The organism is Bacillus kexueae, assembly GCF_022809095.1.
Classification (GTDB): domain Bacteria; phylum Bacillota; class Bacilli; order Bacillales; family Aeribacillaceae; genus Bacillus_BZ; species Bacillus_BZ kexueae.
The window spans coordinates 1-25,003 of record NZ_JALAZE010000007.1; the positions used below are offsets into that span (position 1 = coordinate 1).

The following is a 25,003-nucleotide window of genomic DNA, read 5'->3' on the forward strand; positions in this document are numbered from 1 at the left end:
ACCCGTCCGCCGCTAACGTCAAGGGAGCAAGCTCCCTATCTGTTCGCTCGACTTGCATGTATTAGGCACGCCGCCAGCGTTCGTCCTGAGCCAGGATCAAACTCTCCAAAAAAGTTTGATTGCTCATAAAAAAAGAATTAACGTTGACGCTTCGTTTTGTTTAGTTTTCAAAGATCAAATCAGAACGACTTTTATAATTTAACATCAAAGTTCTATTCTGTCAATATCCATTTCGTTTTTCGTGTTGTCTTAACGACATTTAATAATATACCAACTCATAATTTATATGTCAACAGTTTTTCTAAAAAAATTTGCACCAAGTTATTCTGCTATTTAAAAAATTAAAGTGCGATTAAATTCTATTTTACACATGTTATAATGTCAATAAATCACCTTAATATACTTTTTGTCCTATATACAAATTTATCACCATAGTTAAGCTTTATCCCCTCACTTTAGCAATAACTCATTATCTTCTCGCTTTTTAAATGACTTCATATAAATTGCTACTCTAAAAAAGTTAGAGCTATTGTGGATTTTCTCCTTACTCTTTAACCTCACTAAACATCCTTGTGCTTTAGTATTTCTTTCAACATTCGTTCCCTTAAAAGTAGTTTTTTTCTCCAACAAAAATGTAAAAAAGGTGATAAAAACGCACAGAGTAACTATTCAATACCCTGTGCGTTTTTATAGAACATACAACAGACAACTTAACCTTATTTTTTAAGAAGACTTGATGAGTTAGCCTATTAAAATGTATGCAATTGGTCAATCAAGCTTTGTTTAAGAGATAGCCATTCTTTTGTAGCGAATTGGTCAGGTCTTCGTGGTCTTTGTATATTTACATATACTTCTTTCATAATCTCGCCAGGTCTCCCACTCATCACATAGATGCGGTCAGATAACAAAATTGCTTCATCAATATCATGAGTAATCAAAAGGACCGTTAGCTTATTCTTTTCACAAATAGACAGAAACCATCTTTGTACTTCAGCTCGAGTTAAGGCATCTAATTTTGCAAAAGGTTCATCAAGTAAAAGCAAAGATTTTTCACTTAAGTATGTTCGAAGAAAATTTGCTCGCTGCCTCATTCCACCGGAAAGCATAAACGGGAAATGATGTTCAAACCCTTGTAACCCAAATAGAGGGAATAAATCAAGAGCTTTCTCCTTCGCTATTTTCTTTGGAACTCCTTTTAGCTCAAGAGGTAAAATAACATTATGAAGAATAGTCCTCCACGGAAATAAAACATCATTTTGGGGCATTAACGCTACATTCCCCGTTTTTCCGACTATACTGTTCCCCTCAAAATGAACATCTCCTTTTGAGGGTGCTTCCAAACCTGCGATAATATTAAGTAAAGTACTCTTTCCACATCCACTCGGGCCAATTATGGAGACAAATTCTCCTTTATTTAAATGAATACTAACATCCTTTAAAACTGTTATGGGGTGATTCCTTTCCCCATAATTCTTCCATATATGTTCAACTGAAAGCATTAATTTTGAACCTCTGGTAAAAATTCATTCGTAAACGCTTTGTCCGCTTCAATATTGGATTCAATTAGTCCTTGTTCATACATCCAGTTTGCGTAACGTTCCCAAACTTCTTCCTTTTGAATTCCCCATTTTTCAGCTTTTCCACGATATTGTTCACTCAGCCAATTTTGGCTAGCCTTTACGAGCTCTTCATTTAAATCAGGAACATGTTGAATCAAAATTGCAGCTGCATCATCGGGATTATCGATTGCATACTCATAGCCTTTAGAAACAGCACGCATAAATGCCCTAACCGTTTCAGCATCATTTTCAATTTTCTCTTCACTAGTTGCAATAATTGGCGTGTAATAATTCAATGCTTCATCAATGTCTTTTAAGAAAATGTAATTTAACTCAATGCCTTGGCGATCCGCTTCAACTCCATCCCATCCGTAATAAATCCATTCAAAATCTGCATCTCGACCAATGGATTGGAAGAAGTCAGCTTGACCCAGCGTAACTTGTTCAATCTGAGTATAGTCAATGTTATACTTTTCACTTAATGCTTTTAGCACTGCTTCCTCAGTCGGGGATCCCCATCCACCATAACGCTTGCCTTCAAAGTCTTCAGGTGTTGCAATTCCCACTTCTTTTAATGATGCAAATGCAGAAGTATTTTCTTGAATGATAGCAGCAATTGATACTAACGGAATCCCTGTCGCTCGAGCTTGTGTTAACGACTCCTGATAACTAATGGCGAAATCAGCTTGACCTGAAGCCACTACTTGTTCAGCAGCAATTCCATCACCAGGCTCTTGAATCGTGACATTTAATCCTTCTTCTTCAAAGTAGTCCTTTTCAAGTGCTACGTATAACCCTGTATGATTTGTGTTTGGAAACCAATCTAGCATTATTGTTACTTCTTGATTAGTTTCAGTACTGGATTCATTGTTTTCATTTGTTTCACTCTGATTACACGCTGCAAGGATTAATGTAAGAGCGAGTAATAGTAGCATAACTCTCTTCATTCTTATTCACCTCGTGTTAATGTCTTTTGTTGTTTATAATGCCACCCCATTGTCCATCTACCTATAAGTTCAATGACCATAAAGATCCCTAAACTCAATAAGACGATAACAAAAATGGTAGCGAAAACTCTCTCGGTCATAAAAGACTGCGAAGAGCGTGTTAACAAGATCCCAAGTCCCTTACTTGCTCCTAGCCATTCTCCAATGACAGCTCCCATTACACTATAGGTTGCTGCAATTTTAAGTCCCGCAAAAAAAGAAGGCAATGCATACGGCCATTTTAGTTTCCAAAATAATTGCCATGTATTCGCCCCTAATGAACGCATTAACTTTTCCATATCAGAATCGACATGCTTAAGTCCTTCTGAGAGATTCATTGCAATAGGAAAAAAGCATACAAGAGCTACAACCATTACCTTTGGTAAAATCCCAAATCCGAACCAAATGATAAATAGTGGTGCTAAAGCAATAATTGGAATGGTTTGCGAAATAACAAGCATGGGATAGATGATTTTTCTCATATATAAAGAAGTATCAACCAAGATAGCTGTAAATACTCCTACTACAAGAGAGATCATCAAACCTATTAACGCTTCTAATAGTGTTTGCCATATGTGAGAATACAATGTGTCATTCATATCTTGAAATGATTGAAAGACATGTGTTGGCGATGGCAGTATCCATTTTTCAATACCAGTCCACCTAACACTTAACTCCCAGATGATGATTACTACAACCATCGTGAGAACAGGAAGGAACACATTTATTCCTCTTCTGAAAGAAAAAATCCTACTATCTATATTTCTCAATTTTCTCATCAATCGTTACTCCTTTATGAGGACGGTAGTGAATTTTTACATAAGTCATCACTTCCGTTGCACCACCTTCAATGCAAGCATCTTGTGCTCGTTTCACGATTTCGATTAATTCATCTAATTCCCCTTCCATTACAGTTTCCATCGGACCTACTTCATATTTAACACCAGATTGTTGTACAACATTGATAGCTTTATCCACAATCTCATACGTATTATGTTCTGGTGATTTGGGTATAACTTGAAATCCCAAATTTACTTTAGACATAAACTCACCTCCAACTAATTTAGTGAACTCCTTCAATGACTTAGAAAGACCAATTGCATAAAAAAAGTCATTGAATCAAAGAAACTTTACCAAAGGCTCTTTTCTAAAAAATTGTTGCTTTTAGTGTGTATAAAATATATTGTTGAGAATCGTTTTTCCCCCTTTGTAATGGCGGGAACTGCCAAGCGACGTACGAACGCGAGGTTCTCCCACACTGAGATATAGGAGATACTGCGAGTAAATCGAGCAGGTATCGACATATCGTAGGGAGAGAGAATCGTTCGCTAGACGCTAGGAGCCGAAACTAGACAGCTCCCCGCGGAAAGCAAGTGTCCGTAGCGCAATGTTCAGAGTTCATTTTAAAAGTGACTGAAAAAGCAACACTCTATACGAAAACAGCCTTACCAAAAGAAAATAAAGTTCTTAAAAAACGAAAAAAGCCGCCTACGAAGGCAGCAATCATTTATGAACCGAATGGTTAATATTAATACTTCCCTTCGCTGGCATTACCCAGATCAGGTTTAAGGGTCGACACAGTCTAGCATCCTCTCAGCCAAGTTCACTTAGCTCCCCTGTCAAATATTCTATTTGATACTAGCATACAGAAATCGCTTTCTTCTGTAAAGAATCTGACATGAGGTTTTTATATGTTAAAATTTTCTGATCAAAAAACCCCTTGTCGAAATTTGTAGTTTCGTGTATATTAAAAACCATATTATAATTCGCTTATCCAAAGCAGTGTGTGGAAACAAAAAGGGTTCCATGCATTGCTTTTTTTAATCCACGTTTATCCTCCCACTTTGAGGGCTCTACCCTTTCTATGTATACTCCCATTCTTTTCATGCATAAATGTTCTTTTTCAGCATTTAATAGTATTAATAGAATTGTTGTAGGAGGTCGTGTTGTGTATCTATTTTTAACCATCTTAACCTACGCTTTATCTGTTGTTCACTTTGCTTATGGATATAAGGAAGCCCTTCGAATTAGTGATGAGGTTGGCAGAGTAAATGGCTGGTCTTTCATCTTTTCTGTCCCACTCGGATTTATTTTTGCTTTTTTCTCAGACTACTTTTATACGTTGAGTTAATCCCCTCATTTAGGGGATAACACCTTTTCGACAGAATCATATCCAAAAGCAACTTCACAGTACGTTTCACCATCAATTTTTATGTCCTCATATTGTACGATTTTCGGGTTGAACGTTTCATAAAATGATTTCGACGGATTTTTTTCCATTACCCAGACTAGAAATGAATTTAAATCTTGCTTCTTCAGTTCTTTTGCTGCCTCTTTGAACATTTTAGTTCCAATTCCTTGTCGCTGTGCTTTTTGAAGTAAGTAAAAAGCATAGACTTCTCCATCATACGGTAGATGAGGGAATCTTGTTGGACCATAGGTGATAAACCCAACGATTTCTCCATTTAATACTGCAACAAGAACATTATCTAGGTTCGAAACATTTCGCCAAAACTTTTCCTTTTTCTCATACGATAACGAGGCTAAATATGAATCTGATATAATTCCTTTGTAGGTAGTTTTCCAACTATTAATATGCACCTTTGCAATCTGTTTACTATCTTCGACTGTTGCTTTTCGAATATACATATGTTTATCCCCCTATACTCGAATAATGAACGTTTCCCTATCTCATCTACAATGGATGCACCTCATTTTAATAGACAAAAAACGTCTCCAATAAAGAGACGTTTCTCATATATTAAGAAGTTATATTCGACGGGGTTGCCTTTACTTCCTTTTTAAACTTTTTTTCAAAAGCAAATAATAAAATACCTGCAATAATTACTGTGCCACCAAGCACTTGCGTAAACATAACCTTTTCACCTAACAATAAGTATGCAAGAATAATTGCTCCAACTGGTTCAAATAAAATAGAGACAGAAATGACATTCGTACTAATCCATTTCAACGACCAATTAAACAACGAATGGCCTAATAGAGTTGGAATAATCGCCAGTAATAGAAAATACACCCAATCGCTTGTCGGATAGCCTATTAGGGGTTGGTTTAAAAACAAACAGTATAAAAATAAGGTTATTGCGCTAATCCCGTAAACGATAAAAGTATAAGCTGTTAACGAATGAGTTTTACGAACATGCTGACCAAATAATAAATAAGCAGTAACCATCGCACAGGCGATCAACGCTAAAATATCCCCGAACAACGCCATCCCACTTACTCGGAAATCCCCCCAACTGATAATGACACTTCCGATTATAGCGATAATAGCGCTAATGACGGCATGAACTGAAATTTTTTCTTTAAAAAACAAATAGGTTCCTACGAATGAAAAAAGGGGTTGTAAAGTAACTAACACAACCGAGCTCGCTACTGATGTGTAGTTTAGCGATTCAAACCATAAAATAAAATGGAATGCTAAAAATACACCCGCGATTGTTGAATACACCCACTCTTTTTTCGTAAATGTCTTTACTTCAGGAAGATAACGCCATAAAAAAAAGGGCAGGATAATAAGCGCAGAAAAGAAAAGACGATAAAATGCGATGACTGCTGATGGTGCAGTAGTTAACTTAACTAAAACAGCCGATGTCGATACAGCTGTAACTCCGATGGCTAACGCAATAAAAGGTAAGGAATTTGAAGCTTTCACACGCACCTCTCCATTCTCATAATCTACTCAATATCCATGCTACTTCGTTTTCACTTTCACGTAAAGAACAATAATTTTGACGAGAATTGTAGAATTTATTTTTCAGAAATATCCGAAAAATATATTATAATGAAAGCGTGTACATTTTATTACTACTAATCAATCGGAGGAGGATCTATGGAACAATTAAAAAATGTTACAATCGGGCAATTACTTGAGCGAACAGTCAGTCAGTATGGAGAAAGAGAAGCTGTTGTGTATTCAAAAGAAGACATTCGACTTACGTATAAGGAATTTTTACAAGAAGTAAATAACGTTGCTAAAGCGTTGTTAAAATTAGGGATTGAAAAAGGAGAGCATGTAGCAGTTTGGGCAACAAATGTCCCTGAGTGGTTACTACTTCAATTTGCCACAGCAAAAATTGGCGCAGTTCTCGTCACTGTCAACACGAGTTATCAAGCGAGAGAACTCGAGTATTTATTACAACAATCCGATTCTACCACTTTATTTCTTATTGATGGATTCAAAGGAACTTCCTACATCGACATAGTACAATCCTTAAAATCTTCAGATGTCCAACTACCTCAATTAAAAAACCTCATTTACATAGGTCAAGGAGACACACCGGATGGCATGAAGCGCTGGGACGAACTAATTAGTATGGGGAAAGAAGTCAGCGATGAGGAGCTAGCCATACGTGAAAAATCCCTGTCACCAAATGACGTCATAAACATGCAGTACACTTCAGGTACAACAGGGTTTCCAAAAGGTGTTATGTTGACACATTACAATATTGTTAATAACGGCTATCTCGTCGCTCAATCAATGAAGTTAACAGAAGAGGATCGCTTATGTATACCTGTTCCGTTTTTCCATTGCTTTGGATGTGTATTAAGTACGCTAGCATGCGTCTCTGTAGGAGCGACAATGCTGCCGATTGTTGAATTTAACCCTGAACTCGTCCTACGTACTGTTGAGAAAGAAAAATGTACAGCACTTCATGGGGTTCCTACAATGTTTATTGCAGAATTAAACTTACCAAACTTTTCACAATTTGACTTATCAACTTTACGCACAGGGATTATGGCCGGATCTCCTTGTCCAATTGAAGTGATGAAGAATGTGATGAATAAAATGAATCTAACTGAGATTACAATTGCTTATGGGCAGACAGAATCCTCTCCAGTAATTACACAAACAACGACTGCAGACTCTGTTGAAAGAAGGGTAGAAACTGTCGGAAAACCACACCCATATGTCGAAGTGAAAATTGTTAATCCCGAAACGGGTGAGGAAGTCGGTCCAAATGTACAAGGAGAGCTCTGTACCCGCGGCTATCTCGTTATGAGAGGTTATTACAAAATGCCGGAAGCTACTGCCGAAGCAATTGATGCTGAAGGTTGGTTGCACACAGGAGACTTAGCGACAATGGACGAGGATGGTTACGTCAAAATTACCGGTAGACTAAAAGATATGATTATTCGAGGTGGAGAGAATGTATATCCACGTGAAATCGAAGAATGCATTTATCAACATGAGGCAATTTTAGATGTACAAGTCGTCGGAGTTCCAGATGTCAAGTATGGCGAAAAGGTCGCAGCGTATATAAAACTAAAAGATGGTTACACATTAACAGACAAGGAACTACATGCATTTTGTAGAGATAAGTTATCTTTCTATAAAATACCAGAATATTTCTTCTTTGTTGATGAATACCCGATGACAGCCTCCGGTAAAATCCAAAAATACAAGCTACGTGAGCAAGCAGTCGAATGGCTACAACAAAAAGATATGAGCGAAAAATCCATTACGAAGTAACGGTTTCGATTCTGTTACACGTTTTTACTGTCTCAGCTTTAAGTCAATAATAGTTGGTGAAGCGAAAGACATAACACAGAGGAATCTTCTAGATCCCTACGAAAAGCTATTAACTGAACAGCCATGCTACAAGATACGATACATTATTCATTTCACAATGAAACAGACAGAGTAACTTACTCTGTCTGTTTTATTGACAATAAAATACTCAAGCCATTACAATATTTACAAGATATGTACATGGGGCATTAGCTCAGTTGGGAGAGCGCTTGCATGGCATGCAAGAGGTCACCGGTTCGAGCCCGGTATGCTCCATCACACATGAAGCACACTAGACCAAACAGTCGGTGTGCTTTCCTTTTGCCCATTTCTTTATTCGTACTTGGTAAAAGAATATGGAATCCCAATATATTTTGCCATCTCCTCGTCATAAGAAACGATATCCTTTCTTGATAATTCACGGATTGATTTTTTTCCCATTGCTCGAAGTGCCACCTTCATTTCTTCTGTACAAGCCATTAAAAAATTATGTCCAGCTTCCGCTCCTTTTGAAACTTTAAACGTGTCTTCGTACTTCCCACCGTACCATACAAGTTGAGTTGGAGGCTCCCAAGGCATTGGCTTATTTAATTGGTTATGGCTAATCGCATATAACATGACAGATCCCAAATAAACTGCATCAGCTCCTAAGGCGATGACTTTCAAAAAGTCTCCAGGGCTTGTTAAACCACCTGAGACAAGTAAACTAATATTTCCTTTTTTACCCTTTTGAACTAGGTGGTTTGACGCACGAACTACAGCATGGAGAGTTGGAATTCCAAAGTCATCTTGCAAAATGGTGGGTGAATCATGCGATGACGCCTGCCCTCCGTCAATTGTAATAAAATCAACTTCCATTTCAATTAAGTGATCAATGTCTTCTTCAATCTTTCCCCCTGCACCAATTTTTACTCCAATTGGAATTCCACCTGTAAATTTTCGTAAATCGGACACAAGGTCTTTAAAATCTTGCACCGTCTGATGTTCAAAAAATTGCTCGTATATTACAGCATCTTCTCCATCTTTTACATTCATAACATTTCTCGCGCGACCTTTCAGCTTTTCAGGAGGGATTTTCGCTCCCATTCCAGCAAGTGCTCCCTGCCCTAATTTAATTTCAATCATTTTCGCCTTTTTCATTACTTCGTCGTCTTTTCCCCATGCCGTTTTGGAAAATTGAAGAATGAAATGTTCAGCTTCTTTTAGTTCCTCCTGTAAAATTCCTCCTTCCCCAGAGTTAATGGCCGTCCCCGCTTTCGTTGCCGCTTTCGCAAGGGCAATTTTCGACTTCTCGCTCAATCCTACTCCGTAGCCCATCCCACTAATTAGTAGTGGGATTCGAAGATGTAGCGGCTTTTTAGCTTTTGGTCCAATGGTAATCGTTACATCTATTTCTTCATCTTGACTGACGGGAAAAGGACCTGTTTGAGCCGGGATAAAAGTGATCGCATTCAAGTTCGGCCATTTACGTGGAGAACCGAGCGGACGATGAAGAACATTTCCACCTTCAGCACGCAAACTATTTTCAACGATTGTTAAAATGCCATATCGGCGAATCCCTGGAAATAACTCAGCTAAATTTTCATCATAGGCATCAGACAACAATCGTCTTGCCATCATTCTATACACGCGAGATACAACATGTCTCCAACTGAACAATAATAGGACAAAGAAAAGATTAAATCCGATGATAATATAAAGAAGAACTTGAATAATCATATTACACCTACTGACTGTAGAAAATTGATTGATCGCTTTCTGGCAATTAAAAATAAGAGCAATGAATGAAAGTAAGACAGTTAGTATCATCATAAATTTCATAAAAAAGTAAGCTTGTCATTACCTTTAATTCCCTAAGCTCATTTATAAAAGATTGTTGTAATGTTTTACAATTAATAATCACAAAAAGGGAAATCTCCCTACTTTCTGCTCGGGCTAACCCTACTGATTCCCGTGTCTTTCGCTTCAAAAATTACATCGTTTCATGGTTAAAATGACACGATGTATACAAAAAACATCCATTCCCAAAAATCGATATTTTTATTTTTCCTCTTTTCGCCAAATTGATACGAAAAGATTTTCATGATTTTTTAGAAGCAAATCGTTTGCATTTCTCCTGATCAATTCTTCATAATAATGGCAGGAGGGATGAGATAATGAATTCTTTTGAGTTTTTTAATCCGACGAAGCTTATCTTCGGAAAAGATCAACTGACACAGCTTAAGACAGAAGTTCCGAAATACGGAAAGAAAGTATTGCTCGTATACGGTAGCGGAAGTATTAAACGTAACGGGATTTACGATAATGTGATTACATACTTAAACGAAATTGGTGCGGAAGTTTTTGAACTATCCGGCGTTGAACCAAACCCTCGCATTTCGACCGTACGTAAAGGGGTAGAAATTTGTAAAACAGAGGGCATTGAATTTTTATTAGCAGTTGGTGGCGGAAGTGTCATCGATTGTACAAAAGCGATTGCTGCTGGAGCAAAATACGATGGAGATGCATGGGATATTGTGATTCAAAAATATATCCCTACAGACGCTCTTCCATTAGGTACTGTTTTAACATTAGCTGCAACAGGTTCAGAAATGAATGCTGGCTCTGTTATCACAAACTGGGAAACAAAAGAGAAGTACGGATGGGGTAACCCTGCCGTTTTCCCTAAGTTCTCTATTTTAGATCCTACTCATACGTTCACTGTTCCAAAAGACCAAACGATCTACGGAATTGTCGATATGATGAGTCATGTGTTGGAACAATACTTCCATAACGTGGAGAATACTCCGCTTCAAGATCGTATGTGTGAAAGCGTTCTGCGCACAGTTATTGAAGCAGCACCAAAACTTGTTGATGATTTAGAGAACTATGAACTGCGCGAAACCATTCTTTATGCTGGAACAATTGCATTAAACGGAATGCTTTCAATGGGTTACCGAGGAGATTGGGCTACACATAATATTGAGCATGCCGTATCAGCGGTTTACGATATCCCGCATGCTGGTGGCCTTGCCATCATCTTCCCGAACTGGATGAAACATAATCTCCATGTTAATCCTAAACGCTTCAAGCAACTAGCAGTTAACGTATTCGATGTAAATGCAGAAGGAAAATCAGATGAGGAAGTTGCTTTAGAAGGAATCGAAAAGCTACGTGAATTCTGGACTTCAATCGGAGCACCTACTCGTTTAGCAGACTATAATATTGACGATACAAACCTAGAGTTAATGGCAGAAAAAGCGGCTATTAACGGTGAGTTTGGAAACTTCAACAAGTTAAATAAAGAAGACGTTTACGAAATCTTACGTGCGTCACTGTAACCATAACCAAACCGAAGGACATATGTCCTTCGGTTTCTTTTTGTCTATCGTAATATCTTCCCTGTCCCCTTCTATAAACTGTATAGAGAGGAGGAGAAGTGTATGATTTTTATTCAACATATGCCAGTTACTATGATACAGCTTCGACCTATTTTTCCTGACGAGAAGTCTCAAGAAATTTTAGAACTTATGGTGAAATATCGGGAAGCATATATGTATGAGAATATGGAGCAGCTCCGATTTGAATTAATCGTTCGAATAAACACAATAGATGCTGCGCATGACTTATTAAAAAGTAAAGCAAAGTTTGCAACCTTCGCCGGATCATACTGTAATGATGAATACTGGACATTAAACCGTAAAGGAGCGTTTATATTAAAAAAAGGAATTCTTCCTTCTGATGCGATTAAAGACATTTTTGAAAATGGAGACAAATACGCCTTTGAATGTGCTACCGCTATTGTCATCATTTTTTACAAAGCAGTGTTAGATTCTATTGGAAAGAATGCTTTTAATTATTTATTTTCCAATATTGTCTTATACGATTGGCATTACGACGAAGATTTAGGCATTACAACAAAAAGTGGGAACGACTTTTTGCCTGGGGATTGCTTATATTTTAAAAACCCTGAATTTGACCCTGAAACGCCACAATGGCGTGGAGAAAACACCATTTTTCTCGGAAAAGATATGTATTATGGTCACGGCATTGGAATTCGAACTGCTCAAGGAATTATCGAAGCACTTAATAAATATCGAAAAAAAGACGCAACAGAAACGGCATACTTAAAACAACAAGTAACGAGGTTAGATTATCGTTATCTCTCTCAGTACTATCAAGCGTACGCTCAGCCTCCTAATCTCGGACGCGGGTATGCACGAATTGGCTTTTCAATTTGGTTGTTTCCGTAACGATTTTGTGATGAAATACAAGAATCATATTGACAAAGCTAATTTCAAGGAGATTTGCTGAAAACGTGCTCTTAAAGAAGTAACATTTATTAAATGAGTTCCTTTCTATAGGCTCTTTTCTAATGGACTGTTGCTTTTAATGTGTTTAAAATCCATTGTTGAGAATCGTTTTTCCCCCTTTGTAATGGAGCGAATTGACTCGCAGGATGAAGAGGAAAGGGCGAGACCCCACAAGCGCATGCCAAGGAGGCTCGACTTCCTCCCCGCGGAAAGCAAGTGTCCGTAGCACATTGTCCAAAATTCATTTTAAAGATGTCTGAAAAAAATCTATATGTAAACAGCCTTCCTAAAAGGTTGTTACTTTTGAAACACAATTAAATTCGAAAGGCGAACGCTTTCCATTAGCACTGCCTGTCTAGTTTGGCTCGTAGCGTCTAGCGAATGAGTCTCTCCCTCAAAAAGAAAAAATTCTTTTCTTCTTTAAATGAAATAACTGCTCACCAACTCAATAGGTGAGCAGTTTACAACAGAAGTCTATTAATTGACGATTGAAATCATCAAGCCATCTCCAATTGGTACAATAAGAGATTGTAAATTAGGATGAGTAGCACAATATTGATTAAAACCATGCATAGCATTAGCTTTTTCAGACCGAACTTCTTTTACTACTTCGCCTTTCCATAACACATTATCAACCGCAATAATAGCCCCTTTTTTCGCAATGGCAAGACATGCGTCAACATAAGCGATATAATTCTCTTTATCTGCATCAATGAAAAAGAAGTCGAAAAGCTTATTAGATGTTTTTAATTTATGTAAGGAGTCTAATGCAGGACCAATTTCATATGTAACTTTGTCCTTCAATCCTGCTTTTTCAATATTTTTCAAAGCAACATCTGCAAAGTTTTTGTTAATCTCTAAAGATGTTAAAGTCCCTTTGTCGTTTAAAGCACTTGCCATCCAAATTCCACTATAGCCACCTAATGCACCAATTTCTAATACTCTTTCTGCCTTTGACAACTTTACAAGCAAATGGAGAAGCTTACCAGTTTCTTTTGAAACAGAAATGTTTGGCATATGATGTTCTAAAATTGTCTTGTGAACGTCTTGAAGCACTGGCTCCTCTTGTACAAAAAGATTTTGAATGTAAGAAGAAATCAATATGATTCCCCTCCCTTTAGTTAACGGATTCCACAATCGCCTTCACATAATACGTACGTCTTCTTGGCCCATCGAATTCACAAAAATAGACTCCTTGCCATGTTCCTAAAAGGAGTTGGCCATTTGTTACGATTATGTGCTGGGAAGCACCTACTGTACTCGCCTTCATGTGTGCTGCCGTATTCCCTTCCATATGCAGATCCAAGCTGTGGTTCCATGGGTATACTTCATCAAACCGACGAATCATATCTTTTTTTACATCTGGATCAGCATTTTCATTGATGGTAATTCCTGCTGTCGTATGTGGACAATAGACGACGACCATTCCTTCCTTCATGTTCAATTCAGTCACATATTGTTGAACATCTGATGTTACCTCAATCATTTCATCTCTTTCTTTTGTACGCAATACGAATTGTTTTAACATACTAATCCCTCCCTACCATTCATGATTGCCTATAGAAAAAAGCGGGAGAACCCGCTTTTCTTATTCTTCATCACCTTGTACGAAAATCCAGATGAATTTAATTAATTCAAATAAAGAAAGAAGTGCTGCCGCAACATAAGTTAAAGCTGCTGCATTTAACACTTTATTGACACCGCGTTCCTCATCATTTCGAATAATTCCTTCCGAAATGATTAAGCTTTTTGCCCTTGAGCTTGCGTTAAACTCAACTGGTAACGTGATCAACTGGAACGCGACGGCAAATGAGAAGAAAATGATTCCTAGTCCCAGTAAATTAAGAGACGATAATAAAAAGCCTCCAATTAATAAGAACGGTGCAATTCCTGATGTGAAGTTCACAACCGGAAACATTCGATGTCGTAAAACGAGTGCACCGTAGCTTTCTTGATGCTGAATAGCATGTCCAACTTCGTGAGATGCAACCGATACGGCTGAGATGGAACGACCGTAATAAACCGGTTCAGACAAGCGAACGACACGACTAATTGGATCGTAATGGTCAGTTAAAGTTCCTGGAACAACCTCAACCGGTACGTCGTACAAACCGTTTCGGTCCAAAATCTTTCTAGCCACTTCGGCTCCAGTCATTTGTGAAGAGCTTTCGACTTTGGCATACTCATTAAAGTTTCCTTTCACTTTAAATTGAGCCCAAATAGAAATACCGAAAGCAATAAAAATTAAGATGTCCATCGGGTGGAAAAACATTTCTACATCTTCCTCCTGTAGTAAAAATATGATTACTTACTATTATTTATATAAAAAGTATAGAATAATGTCTACTTCTTTGCCCCCGGATAATACGCAACTGTCATGATTAAAATAAACCCGACTAGCAATAAATAAAAGGATGTACGTCCGGTTACAATCTGAATAAATTCAATAAATGTGTAATCTTCTACATAATAGTCGTACAAATTCAAATCTAAAATGAGTGCAATACCACCAATAACCCCTAAATGAATGCCAATAATCAGGAGAATTAGTCTACCTTTAAAGGTCATGATTCATCCCCTCATATTATCCTTTTCTTCCATGTTTATGGGGAAATTCGGACAGATATACATGTTCAATCTAAATCCCGTCACTCAACTCCTTTCATCGACCTTATAAATACGAATGATTTCTGAAAAGGTTTCATTTTTTTATGAAATGATTCATTTTTTTTGTACATACTACATCGTAATGAGGTGAATAACATGAAAATTTCTCCAGATGAGAAACTACAACTTAGTGATTCCATTGACAAAATGAATGAAGCTCTTGATACGTTTATCCAATTTTATAACGAAGCTGAAGAAGAAAAGCCACTCATTGAATTTGATTCATCTACCTTCGACATGATTGAACAAGCAATTGAAGAATTCGGGAAAGAAGTAGTGGAACGAAAAATTAATACGATCATTCAAGAAATTTTTTCTTTCGTTCGAAAAAAATAAAATTAGTACATAAACTCCCACGAGGTGAAAAAATTGAATTTCCAAAAGCTATGGATAACTTACTTAAAATGGCCTGTTTTCCTTCGCCTCTCCCTTATCGTACTCTTAATCGTCTTAACCTTCGGGCTGTATATACATATAGTAGAGCCAACTGAATTCCCTACTTACTTTGATGGAATTTGGTGGGCAATTGTTACCATGTCAACCGTAGGTTATGGTGACTTAGCACCTGAAACGGTTTGGGGTCGTCTTGTCGGCGTAGTACTTATATTTATGGGAGCAGGTTTTATTACATCTTATTTTGCTGCATTAGCCTCTACGACAATTCAAAAACAAAATGAACGTATTAATGGGACGAAAGCATTTACTGGAAGTCAACATGTTGTTGTCATCGGCTGGAGCGAAAAAACAAAAGAACTTTTACAAATGATAAAAATTCATAAGCCCTTTCATAAAGTCGTTCTGATTGATGGATCACTCGAGACTATACCAATGGTAGAAGACCATTTATTTTTTATTAAAGGTGATCCCACTAACGAGTCTACTTTAAGAAAAGCAGGAATCGAAAAAGCTCAGTCTGTTTTCATAACAGCAGATCAACATAAAAGTGAACATCATGCGGATATGCTTACAATCTCAATCTTACTTTCTGTTAAAGGGTTGAATCCCTCTATTTTCACCATTTGCGAAATCTTAACGGATACACATATAAACAATGCATATCGTGCTGGAGCTGATGAATTGATAAAGACATTTAAATTAACAAGTCAAGTCATGATGTCCAGCTATTTATCTCAATGTAATTTTTCACAAATTTTTACCGAGCTGTGCCCAGCGAATGGTACCTTTTTAACTTCTGTTCCCGTTAACAAAGACGAGGTCGGTCAAACGTTTGAGCAAATTCATACACAACTCTTTCAAGATGGAAAAATTTTGTTCGGTATAAAAAAAGGGGAAGATTTGACCTTAAATCCTCCCAAGGACACAGTTATTGCAGAAAATGACATGCTTATCTTACTCGTACGTTAACCATCTAATAATACGCCCTCCAATTCCTGAACAAGCGACTTTCCTAAGTCAACAAATTTTTCTGGGAATGTCGCATCAGGATCTTCGGGTTCTGAAAACTGATTAATGGATGCAGAAAAATTACCCGTATTTGCATGATCATCTAATCCAATTTGATATTTATGCGACAACAAAAACGGACGACCAAATTGAACTGTTGCATTTTTTGCATCCAATTGACCATCAATCGATTCAAACGGAACACGTAAAAACTGATATCCTACCTTATCATCAATCTTATAGTCAAAACTCCCGTGATCATAATCCCAGTTTCCACCTATCACATAGCCTAAAGGCTTTAACTGCTGCTCCAACTTATATAAATTAAAGGTTTTGCCTTCTAACTTTGACGGGATTTCAATCATTTTACCCCTCCCCTTTTATATCACATATATTCTTTCTTATCTTTTCCTGCACGGTCAATTTCATAACACCAATAATTGGAGAAAAGAACTCATTAAGGGTGGGCACGATTAGTATGTAAGCTTCTAAACATTATCGCTAGTTTACTTTTTAGTGGGATATATTATCTCATTTGTTCACACACAAAAAAATCATCCATTTTTGTAAAGTTTGGTTTGGTCACCTAACATTTACTTAAACGGACGATTTTTTAAAATTTGCTATTGATTAACTGGAAAATACAGTTGATGTTTGGAAGGCAGAGGGTTCTTATACAAATAAGCCCCCGCCACCAAACCTATCGAAAAAAGTTTTACTAAATTATTTTAAACGAGCTTCAAGCTCTGCTTTTTTCTCTTCGAAGCCAGGCTTTCCTAATAAAGCAAACATGTTTGTTTTGTAAGCTTCTACCCCCGGCTGGTCAAACGGATTAACACCCATTAAGTATCCGCTCATAGCACATGCTTTTTCGAAGAAGTATACAAGGTATCCAAATGTGTACTCATTTAACTCAGGAAGATTAATTACTAAGTTAGGAACACCACCGTCTGTATGCGCAAGCATCGTTCCTTCAAATGCTTTTTTATTAACGAAGTCAACCGTTTGTCCAGCTAAATAATTTAGGCCGTCTAAATTATCAGCGTCCTCTTCAATCGTTAGTTCATGGCGAGGTTTTTCAACGTTTAATACCGTTTCAAATAGATCTCTTCTACCCTCTTGAACATATTGGCCAAGTGAATGAAGATCGGTTGAGAAGTTAGCCGATGCAGGGAAAATTCCTTTCTGGTCTTTTCCTTCACTTTCGCCGAATAACTGCTTCCACCATTCAGCAAAATATTGAAGCGCTGGCTCATAGTTAATAAGCATTTCAATCGTTTTGCCTTTGTTATATAGGACATTACGTACAACTGCATATTGGTAAGCTGGATTTTCCGTTAATTCAGATTTTCCGAAGTCACGGCTAGCGTCTTGGGCACCTTTCATCATCGCTTCAATATCAGCACCAGCAACCGCAATTGGTAATAATCCAACAGCCGTTAATACGGAATAACGACCACCAACATCATCAGGAATGATAAAGGATTCATAACCTTCTTCGTTCGCTAATGTTTTAAGCGCTCCACGCTCACGGTCTGTTGTCGCATAAATACGCTTTTTAGCTTCTTCCTTACCATACTTTTCTTCTAAAATCTTCTTGAAGATACGGAAAGCGATAGCTGGTTCTGTCGTCGTACCTGATTTAGAAATCACATTGATGGAGAAATCTTTTCCATCTAATAAGTCCATTACGTCTTTCATGTATGTAGAGCTGATATTGTTACCCACAAAAATTACCTGTGGCGTATTACGTTTCTCTTTTGGCAATGCATTGTAAAAAGAATGATTAAGCATTTCAATTGCTGCACGAGCACCTAAATATGAACCACCGATTCCGATGACTAATAATACATCAGAGTCTGACTTGATTTTATCAGCTGATTTTTGAATTCGAGCAAACTCTTCACGGTCATAGTTATTTGGTAAGTCAACCCAACCTAAAAAATCGCTACCAGCACCTGTTTTTTCATGAATTGAATGGTGGGCAACTTTTACAAAATCTTGTAAATATGTTACTTCATGTTCTTGAAAAAAAGACAATGCTTTTGAATAGTCAAAACGAACATGTGTCATAGTTTTTTAATCCTCCATTGATAAAATATATTCTTCCTACACTTTATCGAATTAAATCACATTAATCAAGCAACCCAGTCCATGTAATCGTTATCATTCTAAAAAAGTTTTACCTCCAAATTTGACGAGGAAAACGCTCGACAGTAGTATCATTCATTCAACAATAATCTTAATGAAATACCACACCAACTCTTTCTAAAACTTTATAATGTACTTATAGTGACGCAAGGAGGGTAAAGAAATTGAAAATTGATATATACGAGCAAATGCCTGACCACCATATTCTTTCAAAGCTTCAATCGCTTCACAAGAACATTTTTGGAAGTACGTTTTCCGAGGAACGCTTGAAGCAGAAGAATAAAATGTTAGCGTTGATTGCCATGAAAGATGATAAAGTAGTTGGGTATAAAATTGGCTATGAAGAAAGTGAAAAGTACTTTTATAGTTGGATTGGCGGGGTTGACCCTGAGTATCGTAATAACGGAATCGCTTCTAAACTCATGTATTTACAACATCAATGGTGTGAAAAGCAACAATATAATGCTGTGCAGACGAAAACGAAAAACAAATGGCGAAACATGCTCATCTTGAACTTAAAACACGGATTCGATATTATCGGTACTTATACGGATTCTAATGGAGATCCGAAAATTATTCTGCAAAAAAAACTCGGATAATAAGTGAATATTTTATTTAAATGCGTTACACATTAATCATGAAGTTCATTTTACTATTGAAGGAGGAAACTTCATGAGTGCAATTCAACGCATTGCCTTAGTCTTAACCATTATTGGGGCAATTAACTGGGGCCTAATTGGATTCTTTCAATTTGATTTAGTGGCAGCTATCTTCGGAGGACAGAATGCGGCATTAGCACGGATTGTATATGGATTAGTTGGAATAGCTGGATTAATTAATCTCGGATTACTATTCAAGCCTGCTGCAGAACTAGCTCGAGACGAACCTAGACCTGAAGCTAGATAAACTGTTTAGTGAGAAAAGCGCAAAGCGCAAAGCCTTAGGCGAAGGGCGCTGGAGGACCTGCGAGGAGGCTTCCGTCGCCACAGCAGGTCCGAAGCAACCCAAGCTGATGGCGCTTGGAGCTAGACACCAAAAACTGTAAAGAGAATACTTTAACACTTTATTGATCTTAAACTTTCTGTAACTGTGAATGAAAAAACTCATAGGCAAAAGCCTATGAGTTTATTTTTTGATTAGATCTTCACGCTTTGATTGTTCAATCCATTCTTGAAGCTTCTCTTTTAACGTATTAAACCCTTCTTGAGAAGAAGCTGTTTCAAGACGTGGTTTAACATTTGCAGAACGCTTTTTCGTGCGCGTCTCTTTCGGTGCTGGCTCAGTTTGGCGAATGGACAAGCTAATTTTACCGTTCTCTTCGTCTACTGAAAGTACTTTTACGTTTACTTCTTGTCCAACTTCTAAATGCTCTTGAATATCTTTTACATAACCGTGAGTAATCTCAGAAATATGAACAAGTCCTTGCGTTTCTTCGTTAAGGGCAACGAAAGCTCCGTATGGTTGAATACCTGTAACTTTTCCGGTTAAAACTGAACCGATTTCAAATGTATTAGACATGGAAACACTCCTATTTAAATGTATTTTACTATTCCCGTAATACGCAATTTCAAATTATACCATAATGAAAATGGATAATCAAAAAAACAAAATGTATCTTATCAACAGTTTAACCTAAAAAATGGAGTTTAAAAGTCTTTATTCCTGTACATAATGGTGAATAGGTAAGATTTTTTCACTCTCCCCTTTTATGACTCGATCATCAAACATAGAAAAGCACCAGCCGTTTTTTAGCTGGTGCTCATTTTTTTCATAAACTTATCCATTCGTTTGATTGCTTCTTGTAGATGGTCGAGTGATGATGCATATGAACATCTTATATATCCTTCACCACTAGGTCCAAACACACTCCCAGGAACGACAGCTACCTTTTCTTCTAAAAGTAGAGCTTCTGCAAATTGTTCTGACGACATAGAGGTTTGTTGAATGCTTGGAAAGGCATAAAAAGCACCACCCGGATTATGACAATGAAGGCCGATTTCATTTAAAGATTCAACAAAGTAGTTGCGCCTTTGTCTGTAACTTTTTCTCATCTTCTCCACTTCCGCTAAGCCGTTCTGCAATGCTTCTAAAGCTGCAAATTGAGCCATTGCTGGCGCACACATGACCGAGTATTGGTGAATTTTCAACATGGCATGCAGGAAGTAAGAGTCTGCTGCTATATATCCAAGTCTCCAACCAGTCATGGCAAACCCTTTTGAAAAGCCTGAAATCAAGATGGTTCGTTCCCTCATCTTTGGCAAACTAGCAAAGCTAATAAAGGATTGATCATATGTTAACTCCGCATATATTTCATCAGCGATGACTATTAAATCGTGTTCTTCTGCTAAATCGGCAATCTGCTTTAGTGCTGCTTTCGACAATACTGCACCCGTTGGATTACTAGGAGAACAAAGGACAATGGCTTTCGTTTTCTCTGATAAGGCTTCCTTCAATCGATCGATATCTATTTGAAATCCGGTATCACCTGATGTTTGTACATGAACCGGAACACCGCCAGCTAATGATACGAGCGAATCATAGGAGACGAAACAAGGTTCGGGAATTAATACTTCATCCCCTTCATTTAAGATCGCTCGAAACGCTAAATCTAGCGCTTGGCTAGCGCCAACCGTGACAAGGATTTCATCTTCCGCTCGATAAGAAACGGAAAAGCGCTTCTCCAAGTACGTACTAATTTCCTCCCGAAGCTCCTTTAGACCTGCATTTGCCGTATAGGCTGTATACCCTTGTTCTAATGATAAGATTGAGGCTTCGCGCATATGCCACGGAGTAACAAAGTCAGGCTCTCCGACTCCTAACGAAATTACTCCTTCCATACTGGCAGCCAAATCAAAAAACTTTCGAATACCGGAAGGCTTTAATGTTTGAACTTTGGTGGAAATGTATTGCTCCTTCGTCTTCATGGTGACACCACTATTCGTTTATCATTATCACCTTGTTCAAATACAACACCATCATGCTTGTATTTTTTCAAAATGAAATGTGTTGTTGTGGAGATTACAGAATCTAATGTCGATAATTTTTCAGAAACAAAATGTGCAATATCAGACATTGTTCTTCCTTCAATAATGACCGATAAATCATATGCACCAGACATAAGATAAACGGATTTCACTTCATCAAAGCGATAAATTCGTTCAGCCACTTCATGGAATCCTACTCCACGCTTTGGCGTAACCTTCACGTCAATCATCGCTGTTACCCCTTCATGACCATCAACTTTTTTCCAATCAATTGTTGTGGAATAATCAACGATGACCTTTTCTTTCTCAAGTTTTTGAATCATCCCTTCTGTTTCCTCTACCGACAAACAAACCATTTTGGCAATCGTATCAACGCTTAAACGGCTGTCTTCTTCCAGTATCTCTAAAATTTCCATTTCTTTTTCTGATAATTTCATACCTTTTCCACCTCTGCAAAAACTTTCTGATAATTATACCACGTTCAAAGTTTTTTTGTATTTTTTCTTCAAATGGAAAACATAAAGAAAACTCAACAAACTAAAGTCTGCATTTAAAATTAAAGTTGTATTTCAGGAGTGATGACACCATGATTGATACCGAATTCTCATCAATGAAAATTCGAGGAGTGCAAGTTCATATTGAACATCACCATATTCATGAAAACCGGCCAACTTTACTCCTCATCCACGGTTATTTATCTTCTACTTTTAGCTTTAGAAGGATTATTCCTCTAATAAAAAAACATTTTAATATACTAGCGCTTGACTTGCCTCCATTCGGAAAAGCGGAAAAATGCGTGAAATTTGTTTATTCTTACAATAATTTATCCAAGATCATTATCGATGTATTACGTACTCTCAAAATTTAGAATACAATCGGTGTCGGCCATTCAATGGGTGGTCAAATCCTATTGTATGCAGCTCGGAATCGCCCTGATCTATTTCAAAAAATCATCTTAATTTGTAGCTCAGGTTATATGAAACGCTTGCACCCTATCTTAGTTTATAGCTCTTACCTTCCCTATTTTTCTCTCGTGGTGAAACGACATTTAGCTCAACAAGGAATTTGGAATAGTCTTCGGAATGTAGTTTATGATCAATCCCTTATTACAGAAGAAATGTTGAACGGTTATTTAGAGCCGTTTCAAGATAACCGAATATTCCAAGCCTTAACGAAAATGATTCGAGACCGTGAAGGGGATTTAACCCCACATCAACTTCAAACGATTGAAACTCCATGCTTGATAGTATGGGGAGAAGAAGATCGTGTCGTGCCTTTATCTGTTGGGAAAAGACTCTCAGAAGATTTACCTAATGCCCAATTCATTTCATTGAAAAAAACCGGGCATCTCGTTCCAGAAGAAAGACCTTTGGACGTATCCAAGTATATTTATGAATTTTCATCCACCGTATGATCTTCTATAAAAAAGGCTCTTTTCTAAAGGATTGTTGCTTTTAGTGTGTATAAAATACATTGTTGAGAATCGTTTTTCCCCCTTTGTAATGGAGCGGAGGCCACTTGACTCCTCCGGGATACAAAGGAAAGGGCCAGACCCCACAGACGCATGCCGAGGAGGCTCGTAGAAAAGTGGAGGCGACTGCCCAGCGACGTACGAACGAGAGGCTCTCCCGCACTGAGATATAGAAGATACTGCGAGTAAATCGAGCAGATATCGACTTATCGTAGGGAGGGAGAGAATCGTTCGCTAGACGCTAGGAGCCGAAACGAGACACCTCCCCGCGGAAAGCAAAGTGTCCATAGCGCAATGTTCAGAGTTCATTTTAAAAATGACTGAAAAAGTAACAATCTATACGAAAATAGCCATAAAAAAAGAGGTTCAAGAAAGTCTAAAATAATGACTTTCTTGAACCTCTTAAGGTAAATCACACGAGATTCGATTTTTAATATGAAATAATTGTTGAGCCATATTAGCACAATCCGTAAGCGGGATTCGCTCTTCAAACGAAAATTCATAAATGGATTGGATATTTAACGCAAGCTTTCCTACATCATCTAATCGATGCACTGCTTCAATTACATCAAAAACTTCTGTTTCGTATGCATCTTCTCCATACCCGAGTGGATCCCATTTGTAAAGCAAGGCTAGCATCTCATAATTCGCATCCCTTAATTCCACAAAGCATCACCTTTAAATCATATTGTTTGCCTTGTCATTGTACCATAGTTACGATAGAAGAAAAGCGTTTTACATCAGATTGGAGTGATTGGATGAATCAATTTGACCTTCACGTTGAGCGAAAAGGCACTGCATCAGTAAAATGGGATTTAACTAAGGAAGTATTTGGCACGGACGATCTCCTCCCTATGTGGGTAGCGGATATGGATTTCAAGGCACCAAAGGAAGTAATGAAATCCTTGCAAGAGAGAGTTGAGCACGGAGTATTCGGCTACTCGTTTCCTACTCCACAAACAAGAAAGATTGTTCAGCAGTGGATAAAACAAAGACATAATTGGAACGTACCTTTATCGTCAATTGAATTTAGCTCTGGCGTTGTAAAAGCATTAGCAACTACGATTGAAGCTTTAACAAGAAAAGGAGATCAAATTGTTATTCAGCCACCAGTCTACTACCCTTTTTTCTCTCTTGTTGAACAAAATGAACGAGTTATCGTGGAAAACCAGCTAATTTATGAGGAAGGACAATATAAAATGGACTTCGATCATTTAGAAGCTGCTCTCAAAAATCCAAAGACTAAAATGCTGTTATTATGTAATCCTCAAAATCCGGGGGGACGCGTCTGGTCAAGAGAAGAATTGAAAAGAGTAGGCGATCTCTGTTTAGAACATCACGTATACATCGTATCCGACGAAATTCACTCCGATCTCGTATTGTTTAATCATATCCACACGCCACTTGCATCAATTGATGAACGATTTATGGAAATTTCCATCACATGCCATGCTCCTAGTAAAACGTTCAACCTTGCGGGATTACAAGCTTCTGTCATGATTATACCTAACGAAGAAATTCGCATAAAGATTAAAGAGGCGGAAAAGAAGCAAGGAGTATTCACAATCAATTCACTTGGTATTACTGCACTTGAAGCAGCATATCAATTTGGTTTACCATGGTTAAACGATTTAAAAACATATTTAGAAAAGAATGTACAGCTAGTTGAAGACTTTATTGAGAGTGAGATTTCTGCTTTATCCGTCATCCACCCACAATCTACATACTTAGTATGGATTGATTATCGAATGCTTCAAATCTCAGAAAAAGATTTTGAACAAAAACTGATTAATTACGGCAAATTGGGGCTTGAGATGGGAAGTAAATATGGTAAAAGTGGTGAAGGGTTTGTCAGGATGAATATCGGAACGCAACAAAGTGTAGTAAGAAACGGTCTTGAACGATTAAAGAGAGCTGTTCAATGTTCATAATAAATGATTGGGTGGTAGCTTCTTACAA

General features: G+C 37.6%; 26 protein-coding genes, 1 tRNA gene, 1 rRNA gene, 1 pseudogene and 1 riboswitch. Of the genes and pseudogenes, 11 read left to right on the forward strand and 18 right to left on the reverse strand.

Going from position 1 to position 25,003, the window contains the following annotated elements; translation table 11 throughout:
• From ML543_RS11985 to ML543_RS12005, 5 genes are all read right to left on the reverse strand, one after another.
• A 16S ribosomal RNA gene (locus tag ML543_RS11985) occupies window positions 1-112 on the reverse strand; the annotation flags it as partial.
• A 637-nt stretch (window positions 113-749) separates the two neighbouring features.
• Window positions 750-1,499: an ABC transporter ATP-binding protein gene (locus ML543_RS11990; protein WP_243387635.1), complete on the reverse strand. Its 750-nt coding sequence runs from the start codon at window positions 1,497-1,499 to the stop codon at window positions 750-752.
• A complete protein-coding gene (locus ML543_RS11995) occupies window positions 1,499-2,506 on the reverse strand; it encodes an ABC transporter substrate-binding protein (protein ID WP_243387636.1) in 1,008 nt (335 codons plus the stop codon). Before ML543_RS11995 ends, ML543_RS11990 begins: the two co-directional genes overlap by 1 nt.
• A 2-nt stretch (window positions 2,507-2,508) precedes the next feature.
• Window positions 2,509-3,246 carry an ABC transporter permease gene (locus ML543_RS12000; RefSeq protein WP_243387820.1) on the reverse strand — a complete coding sequence of 246 codons (738 nt, stop codon included), beginning with the start codon at window positions 3,244-3,246 and terminating at the stop codon, window positions 2,509-2,511.
• A gap of 52 nt (window positions 3,247-3,298) precedes the next feature.
• Entirely contained in the window at window positions 3,299-3,589 is a 291-nt protein-coding gene (locus ML543_RS12005) for an MTH1187 family thiamine-binding protein (protein WP_243387638.1), read from the reverse strand.
• Between the two features lie 475 nt (window positions 3,590-4,064).
• Window positions 4,065-4,173: riboswitch (TPP riboswitch) on the reverse strand.
• Window positions 4,174-4,493: 320 nt separating this feature from the next.
• On the opposite strand from ML543_RS12005, the gene ML543_RS12010 reads away from it, so the two are divergent.
• Window positions 4,494-4,676 carry a hypothetical protein gene (locus ML543_RS12010; protein WP_243387640.1) on the forward strand — a complete coding sequence of 61 codons (183 nt, stop codon included), beginning with the start codon at window positions 4,494-4,496 and terminating at the stop codon, window positions 4,674-4,676.
• A 5-nt stretch (window positions 4,677-4,681) separates the two neighbouring features.
• On the opposite strand, the gene ML543_RS12015 is transcribed toward ML543_RS12010, so the two are convergent.
• Both ML543_RS12015 and ML543_RS12020 read right to left on the reverse strand, forming a co-directional pair.
• Window positions 4,682-5,194 (reverse strand): GNAT family N-acetyltransferase, encoded by a 513-nt coding sequence (locus ML543_RS12015; protein WP_243387641.1) that lies wholly within the window; start codon window positions 5,192-5,194, stop codon window positions 4,682-4,684.
• A gap of 112 nt (window positions 5,195-5,306) precedes the next feature.
• Complete coding sequence (locus ML543_RS12020) at window positions 5,307-6,218, reverse strand: DMT family transporter (protein WP_243387643.1); 912 nt, start codon at window positions 6,216-6,218, stop codon at window positions 5,307-5,309.
• A gap of 177 nt (window positions 6,219-6,395) precedes the next feature.
• Here ML543_RS12020 and ML543_RS12025 point away from each other — a divergent pair, with 177 nt between their 5' ends.
• Window positions 6,396-8,036 carry an AMP-binding protein gene (locus ML543_RS12025; RefSeq protein WP_243387645.1) on the forward strand — a complete coding sequence of 547 codons (1,641 nt, stop codon included), beginning with the start codon at window positions 6,396-6,398 and terminating at the stop codon, window positions 8,034-8,036.
• 242 nt (window positions 8,037-8,278) lie between these two features.
• A tRNA-Ala gene (locus ML543_RS12030) sits at window positions 8,279-8,351 on the forward strand.
• Window positions 8,352-8,408: 57 nt separating this feature from the next.
• Here ML543_RS12030 and ML543_RS12035 read toward each other — a convergent pair.
• On the reverse strand, window positions 8,409-9,794 hold the full coding sequence (locus ML543_RS12035) for an FMN-binding glutamate synthase family protein (RefSeq protein ID WP_243387647.1): 1,386 nt from the start codon (window positions 9,792-9,794) through the stop codon (window positions 8,409-8,411).
• 437 nt (window positions 9,795-10,231) lie between these two features.
• Between ML543_RS12035 and ML543_RS12040 the strand changes: the two genes are divergently transcribed.
• On the forward strand, window positions 10,232-11,395 hold the full coding sequence (locus ML543_RS12040) for an iron-containing alcohol dehydrogenase (protein ID WP_243387649.1): 1,164 nt from the start codon (window positions 10,232-10,234) through the stop codon (window positions 11,393-11,395).
• Between the two features lie 102 nt (window positions 11,396-11,497).
• The gene (locus tag ML543_RS12045) at window positions 11,498-12,307 is read left to right on the forward strand and encodes a protein-glutamine gamma-glutamyltransferase (protein WP_243387650.1); all 810 of its coding nucleotides are present in this window, start codon (window positions 11,498-11,500) and stop codon (window positions 12,305-12,307) included.
• Between the two features lie 537 nt (window positions 12,308-12,844).
• Here ML543_RS12045 and ML543_RS12050 read toward each other — a convergent pair.
• From ML543_RS12050 to ML543_RS12065, 4 genes are all read right to left on the reverse strand, one after another.
• A complete protein-coding gene (locus ML543_RS12050) occupies window positions 12,845-13,468 on the reverse strand; it encodes an O-methyltransferase (RefSeq protein ID WP_279326660.1) in 624 nt (207 codons plus the stop codon).
• 16 nt (window positions 13,469-13,484) lie between these two features.
• Complete coding sequence (locus ML543_RS12055; RefSeq protein ID WP_243387652.1) at window positions 13,485-13,895, reverse strand: secondary thiamine-phosphate synthase enzyme YjbQ; 411 nt, start codon at window positions 13,893-13,895, stop codon at window positions 13,485-13,487.
• Window positions 13,896-13,955: 60 nt separating this feature from the next.
• Complete coding sequence (locus tag ML543_RS12060; RefSeq protein WP_472924427.1) at window positions 13,956-14,639, reverse strand: zinc metallopeptidase; 684 nt, start codon at window positions 14,637-14,639, stop codon at window positions 13,956-13,958.
• Window positions 14,640-14,710: 71 nt separating this feature from the next.
• A complete protein-coding gene (locus ML543_RS12065; RefSeq protein WP_243387653.1) occupies window positions 14,711-14,935 on the reverse strand; it encodes a YuzI family membrane protein in 225 nt (74 codons plus the stop codon).
• A gap of 195 nt (window positions 14,936-15,130) precedes the next feature.
• Between ML543_RS12065 and ML543_RS12070 the strand changes: the two genes are divergently transcribed.
• Window positions 15,131-15,370 (forward strand): atypical membrane-integrating protein (Mistic protein), encoded by a 240-nt coding sequence (locus tag ML543_RS12070; protein ID WP_243387654.1) that lies wholly within the window; start codon window positions 15,131-15,133, stop codon window positions 15,368-15,370.
• A gap of 33 nt (window positions 15,371-15,403) precedes the next feature.
• Window positions 15,404-16,399: a potassium channel family protein gene (locus ML543_RS12075; RefSeq protein WP_243387655.1), complete on the forward strand. Its 996-nt coding sequence runs from the start codon at window positions 15,404-15,406 to the stop codon at window positions 16,397-16,399.
• On the opposite strand, the gene ML543_RS12080 is transcribed toward ML543_RS12075, so the two are convergent.
• Window positions 16,396-16,803 (reverse strand): YugN-like family protein, encoded by a 408-nt coding sequence (locus tag ML543_RS12080; protein WP_243387656.1) that lies wholly within the window; start codon window positions 16,801-16,803, stop codon window positions 16,396-16,398. The genes ML543_RS12075 and ML543_RS12080 overlap by 4 nt on opposite strands.
• Before the next feature lie 358 nt (window positions 16,804-17,161).
• The gene (locus ML543_RS12085) at window positions 17,162-18,511 is read right to left on the reverse strand and encodes a glucose-6-phosphate isomerase (RefSeq protein ID WP_243387657.1); all 1,350 of its coding nucleotides are present in this window, start codon (window positions 18,509-18,511) and stop codon (window positions 17,162-17,164) included.
• A 242-nt stretch (window positions 18,512-18,753) separates the two neighbouring features.
• Here ML543_RS12085 and ML543_RS12090 point away from each other — a divergent pair, with 242 nt between their 5' ends.
• Both ML543_RS12090 and ML543_RS12095 read left to right on the forward strand, forming a co-directional pair.
• The gene (locus ML543_RS12090) at window positions 18,754-19,188 is read left to right on the forward strand and encodes a GNAT family N-acetyltransferase (protein WP_243387658.1); all 435 of its coding nucleotides are present in this window, start codon (window positions 18,754-18,756) and stop codon (window positions 19,186-19,188) included.
• Between the two features lie 73 nt (window positions 19,189-19,261).
• Entirely contained in the window at window positions 19,262-19,495 is a 234-nt protein-coding gene (locus ML543_RS12095; RefSeq protein ID WP_243387659.1) for a DUF378 domain-containing protein, read from the forward strand.
• Window positions 19,496-19,714: 219 nt separating this feature from the next.
• Here the strand turns inward: ML543_RS12095 and yugI are convergent, their stop codons facing one another.
• The 3 genes from yugI to ML543_RS12110 all read right to left on the reverse strand — a co-directional run bounded on the left by yugI (window position 19,715) and on the right by ML543_RS12110 (window position 22,010).
• Window positions 19,715-20,107, reverse strand: a complete 393-nt coding sequence (gene yugI / locus ML543_RS12100; protein ID WP_243387660.1) for a S1 domain-containing post-transcriptional regulator GSP13 — start codon at window positions 20,105-20,107, stop codon at window positions 19,715-19,717.
• 230 nt (window positions 20,108-20,337) lie between these two features.
• A complete protein-coding gene (locus ML543_RS12105; protein ID WP_243387661.1) occupies window positions 20,338-21,513 on the reverse strand; it encodes an aminotransferase in 1,176 nt (391 codons plus the stop codon).
• Window positions 21,510-22,010 (reverse strand): Lrp/AsnC family transcriptional regulator, encoded by a 501-nt coding sequence (locus ML543_RS12110; RefSeq protein ID WP_243387662.1) that lies wholly within the window; start codon window positions 22,008-22,010, stop codon window positions 21,510-21,512. The genes ML543_RS12105 and ML543_RS12110 overlap by 4 nt, the downstream gene beginning before the upstream one ends.
• Window positions 22,011-22,159: 149 nt before the next feature.
• On the opposite strand from ML543_RS12110, the pseudogene ML543_RS12115 reads away from it, so the two are divergent.
• Window positions 22,160-22,987 (forward strand): annotated as a pseudogene (locus ML543_RS12115) (alpha/beta fold hydrolase).
• Between the two features lie 459 nt (window positions 22,988-23,446).
• Here ML543_RS12115 and ML543_RS12120 read toward each other — a convergent pair.
• Entirely contained in the window at window positions 23,447-23,710 is a 264-nt protein-coding gene (locus tag ML543_RS12120) for a DUF1871 family protein (RefSeq protein ID WP_243387663.1), read from the reverse strand.
• Between the two features lie 92 nt (window positions 23,711-23,802).
• On the opposite strand from ML543_RS12120, the gene ML543_RS12125 reads away from it, so the two are divergent.
• On the forward strand, window positions 23,803-24,975 hold the full coding sequence (locus tag ML543_RS12125; protein WP_243387664.1) for a MalY/PatB family protein: 1,173 nt from the start codon (window positions 23,803-23,805) through the stop codon (window positions 24,973-24,975).
• The last annotated feature ends 28 nt before the right edge of the window (window positions 24,976-25,003 follow it).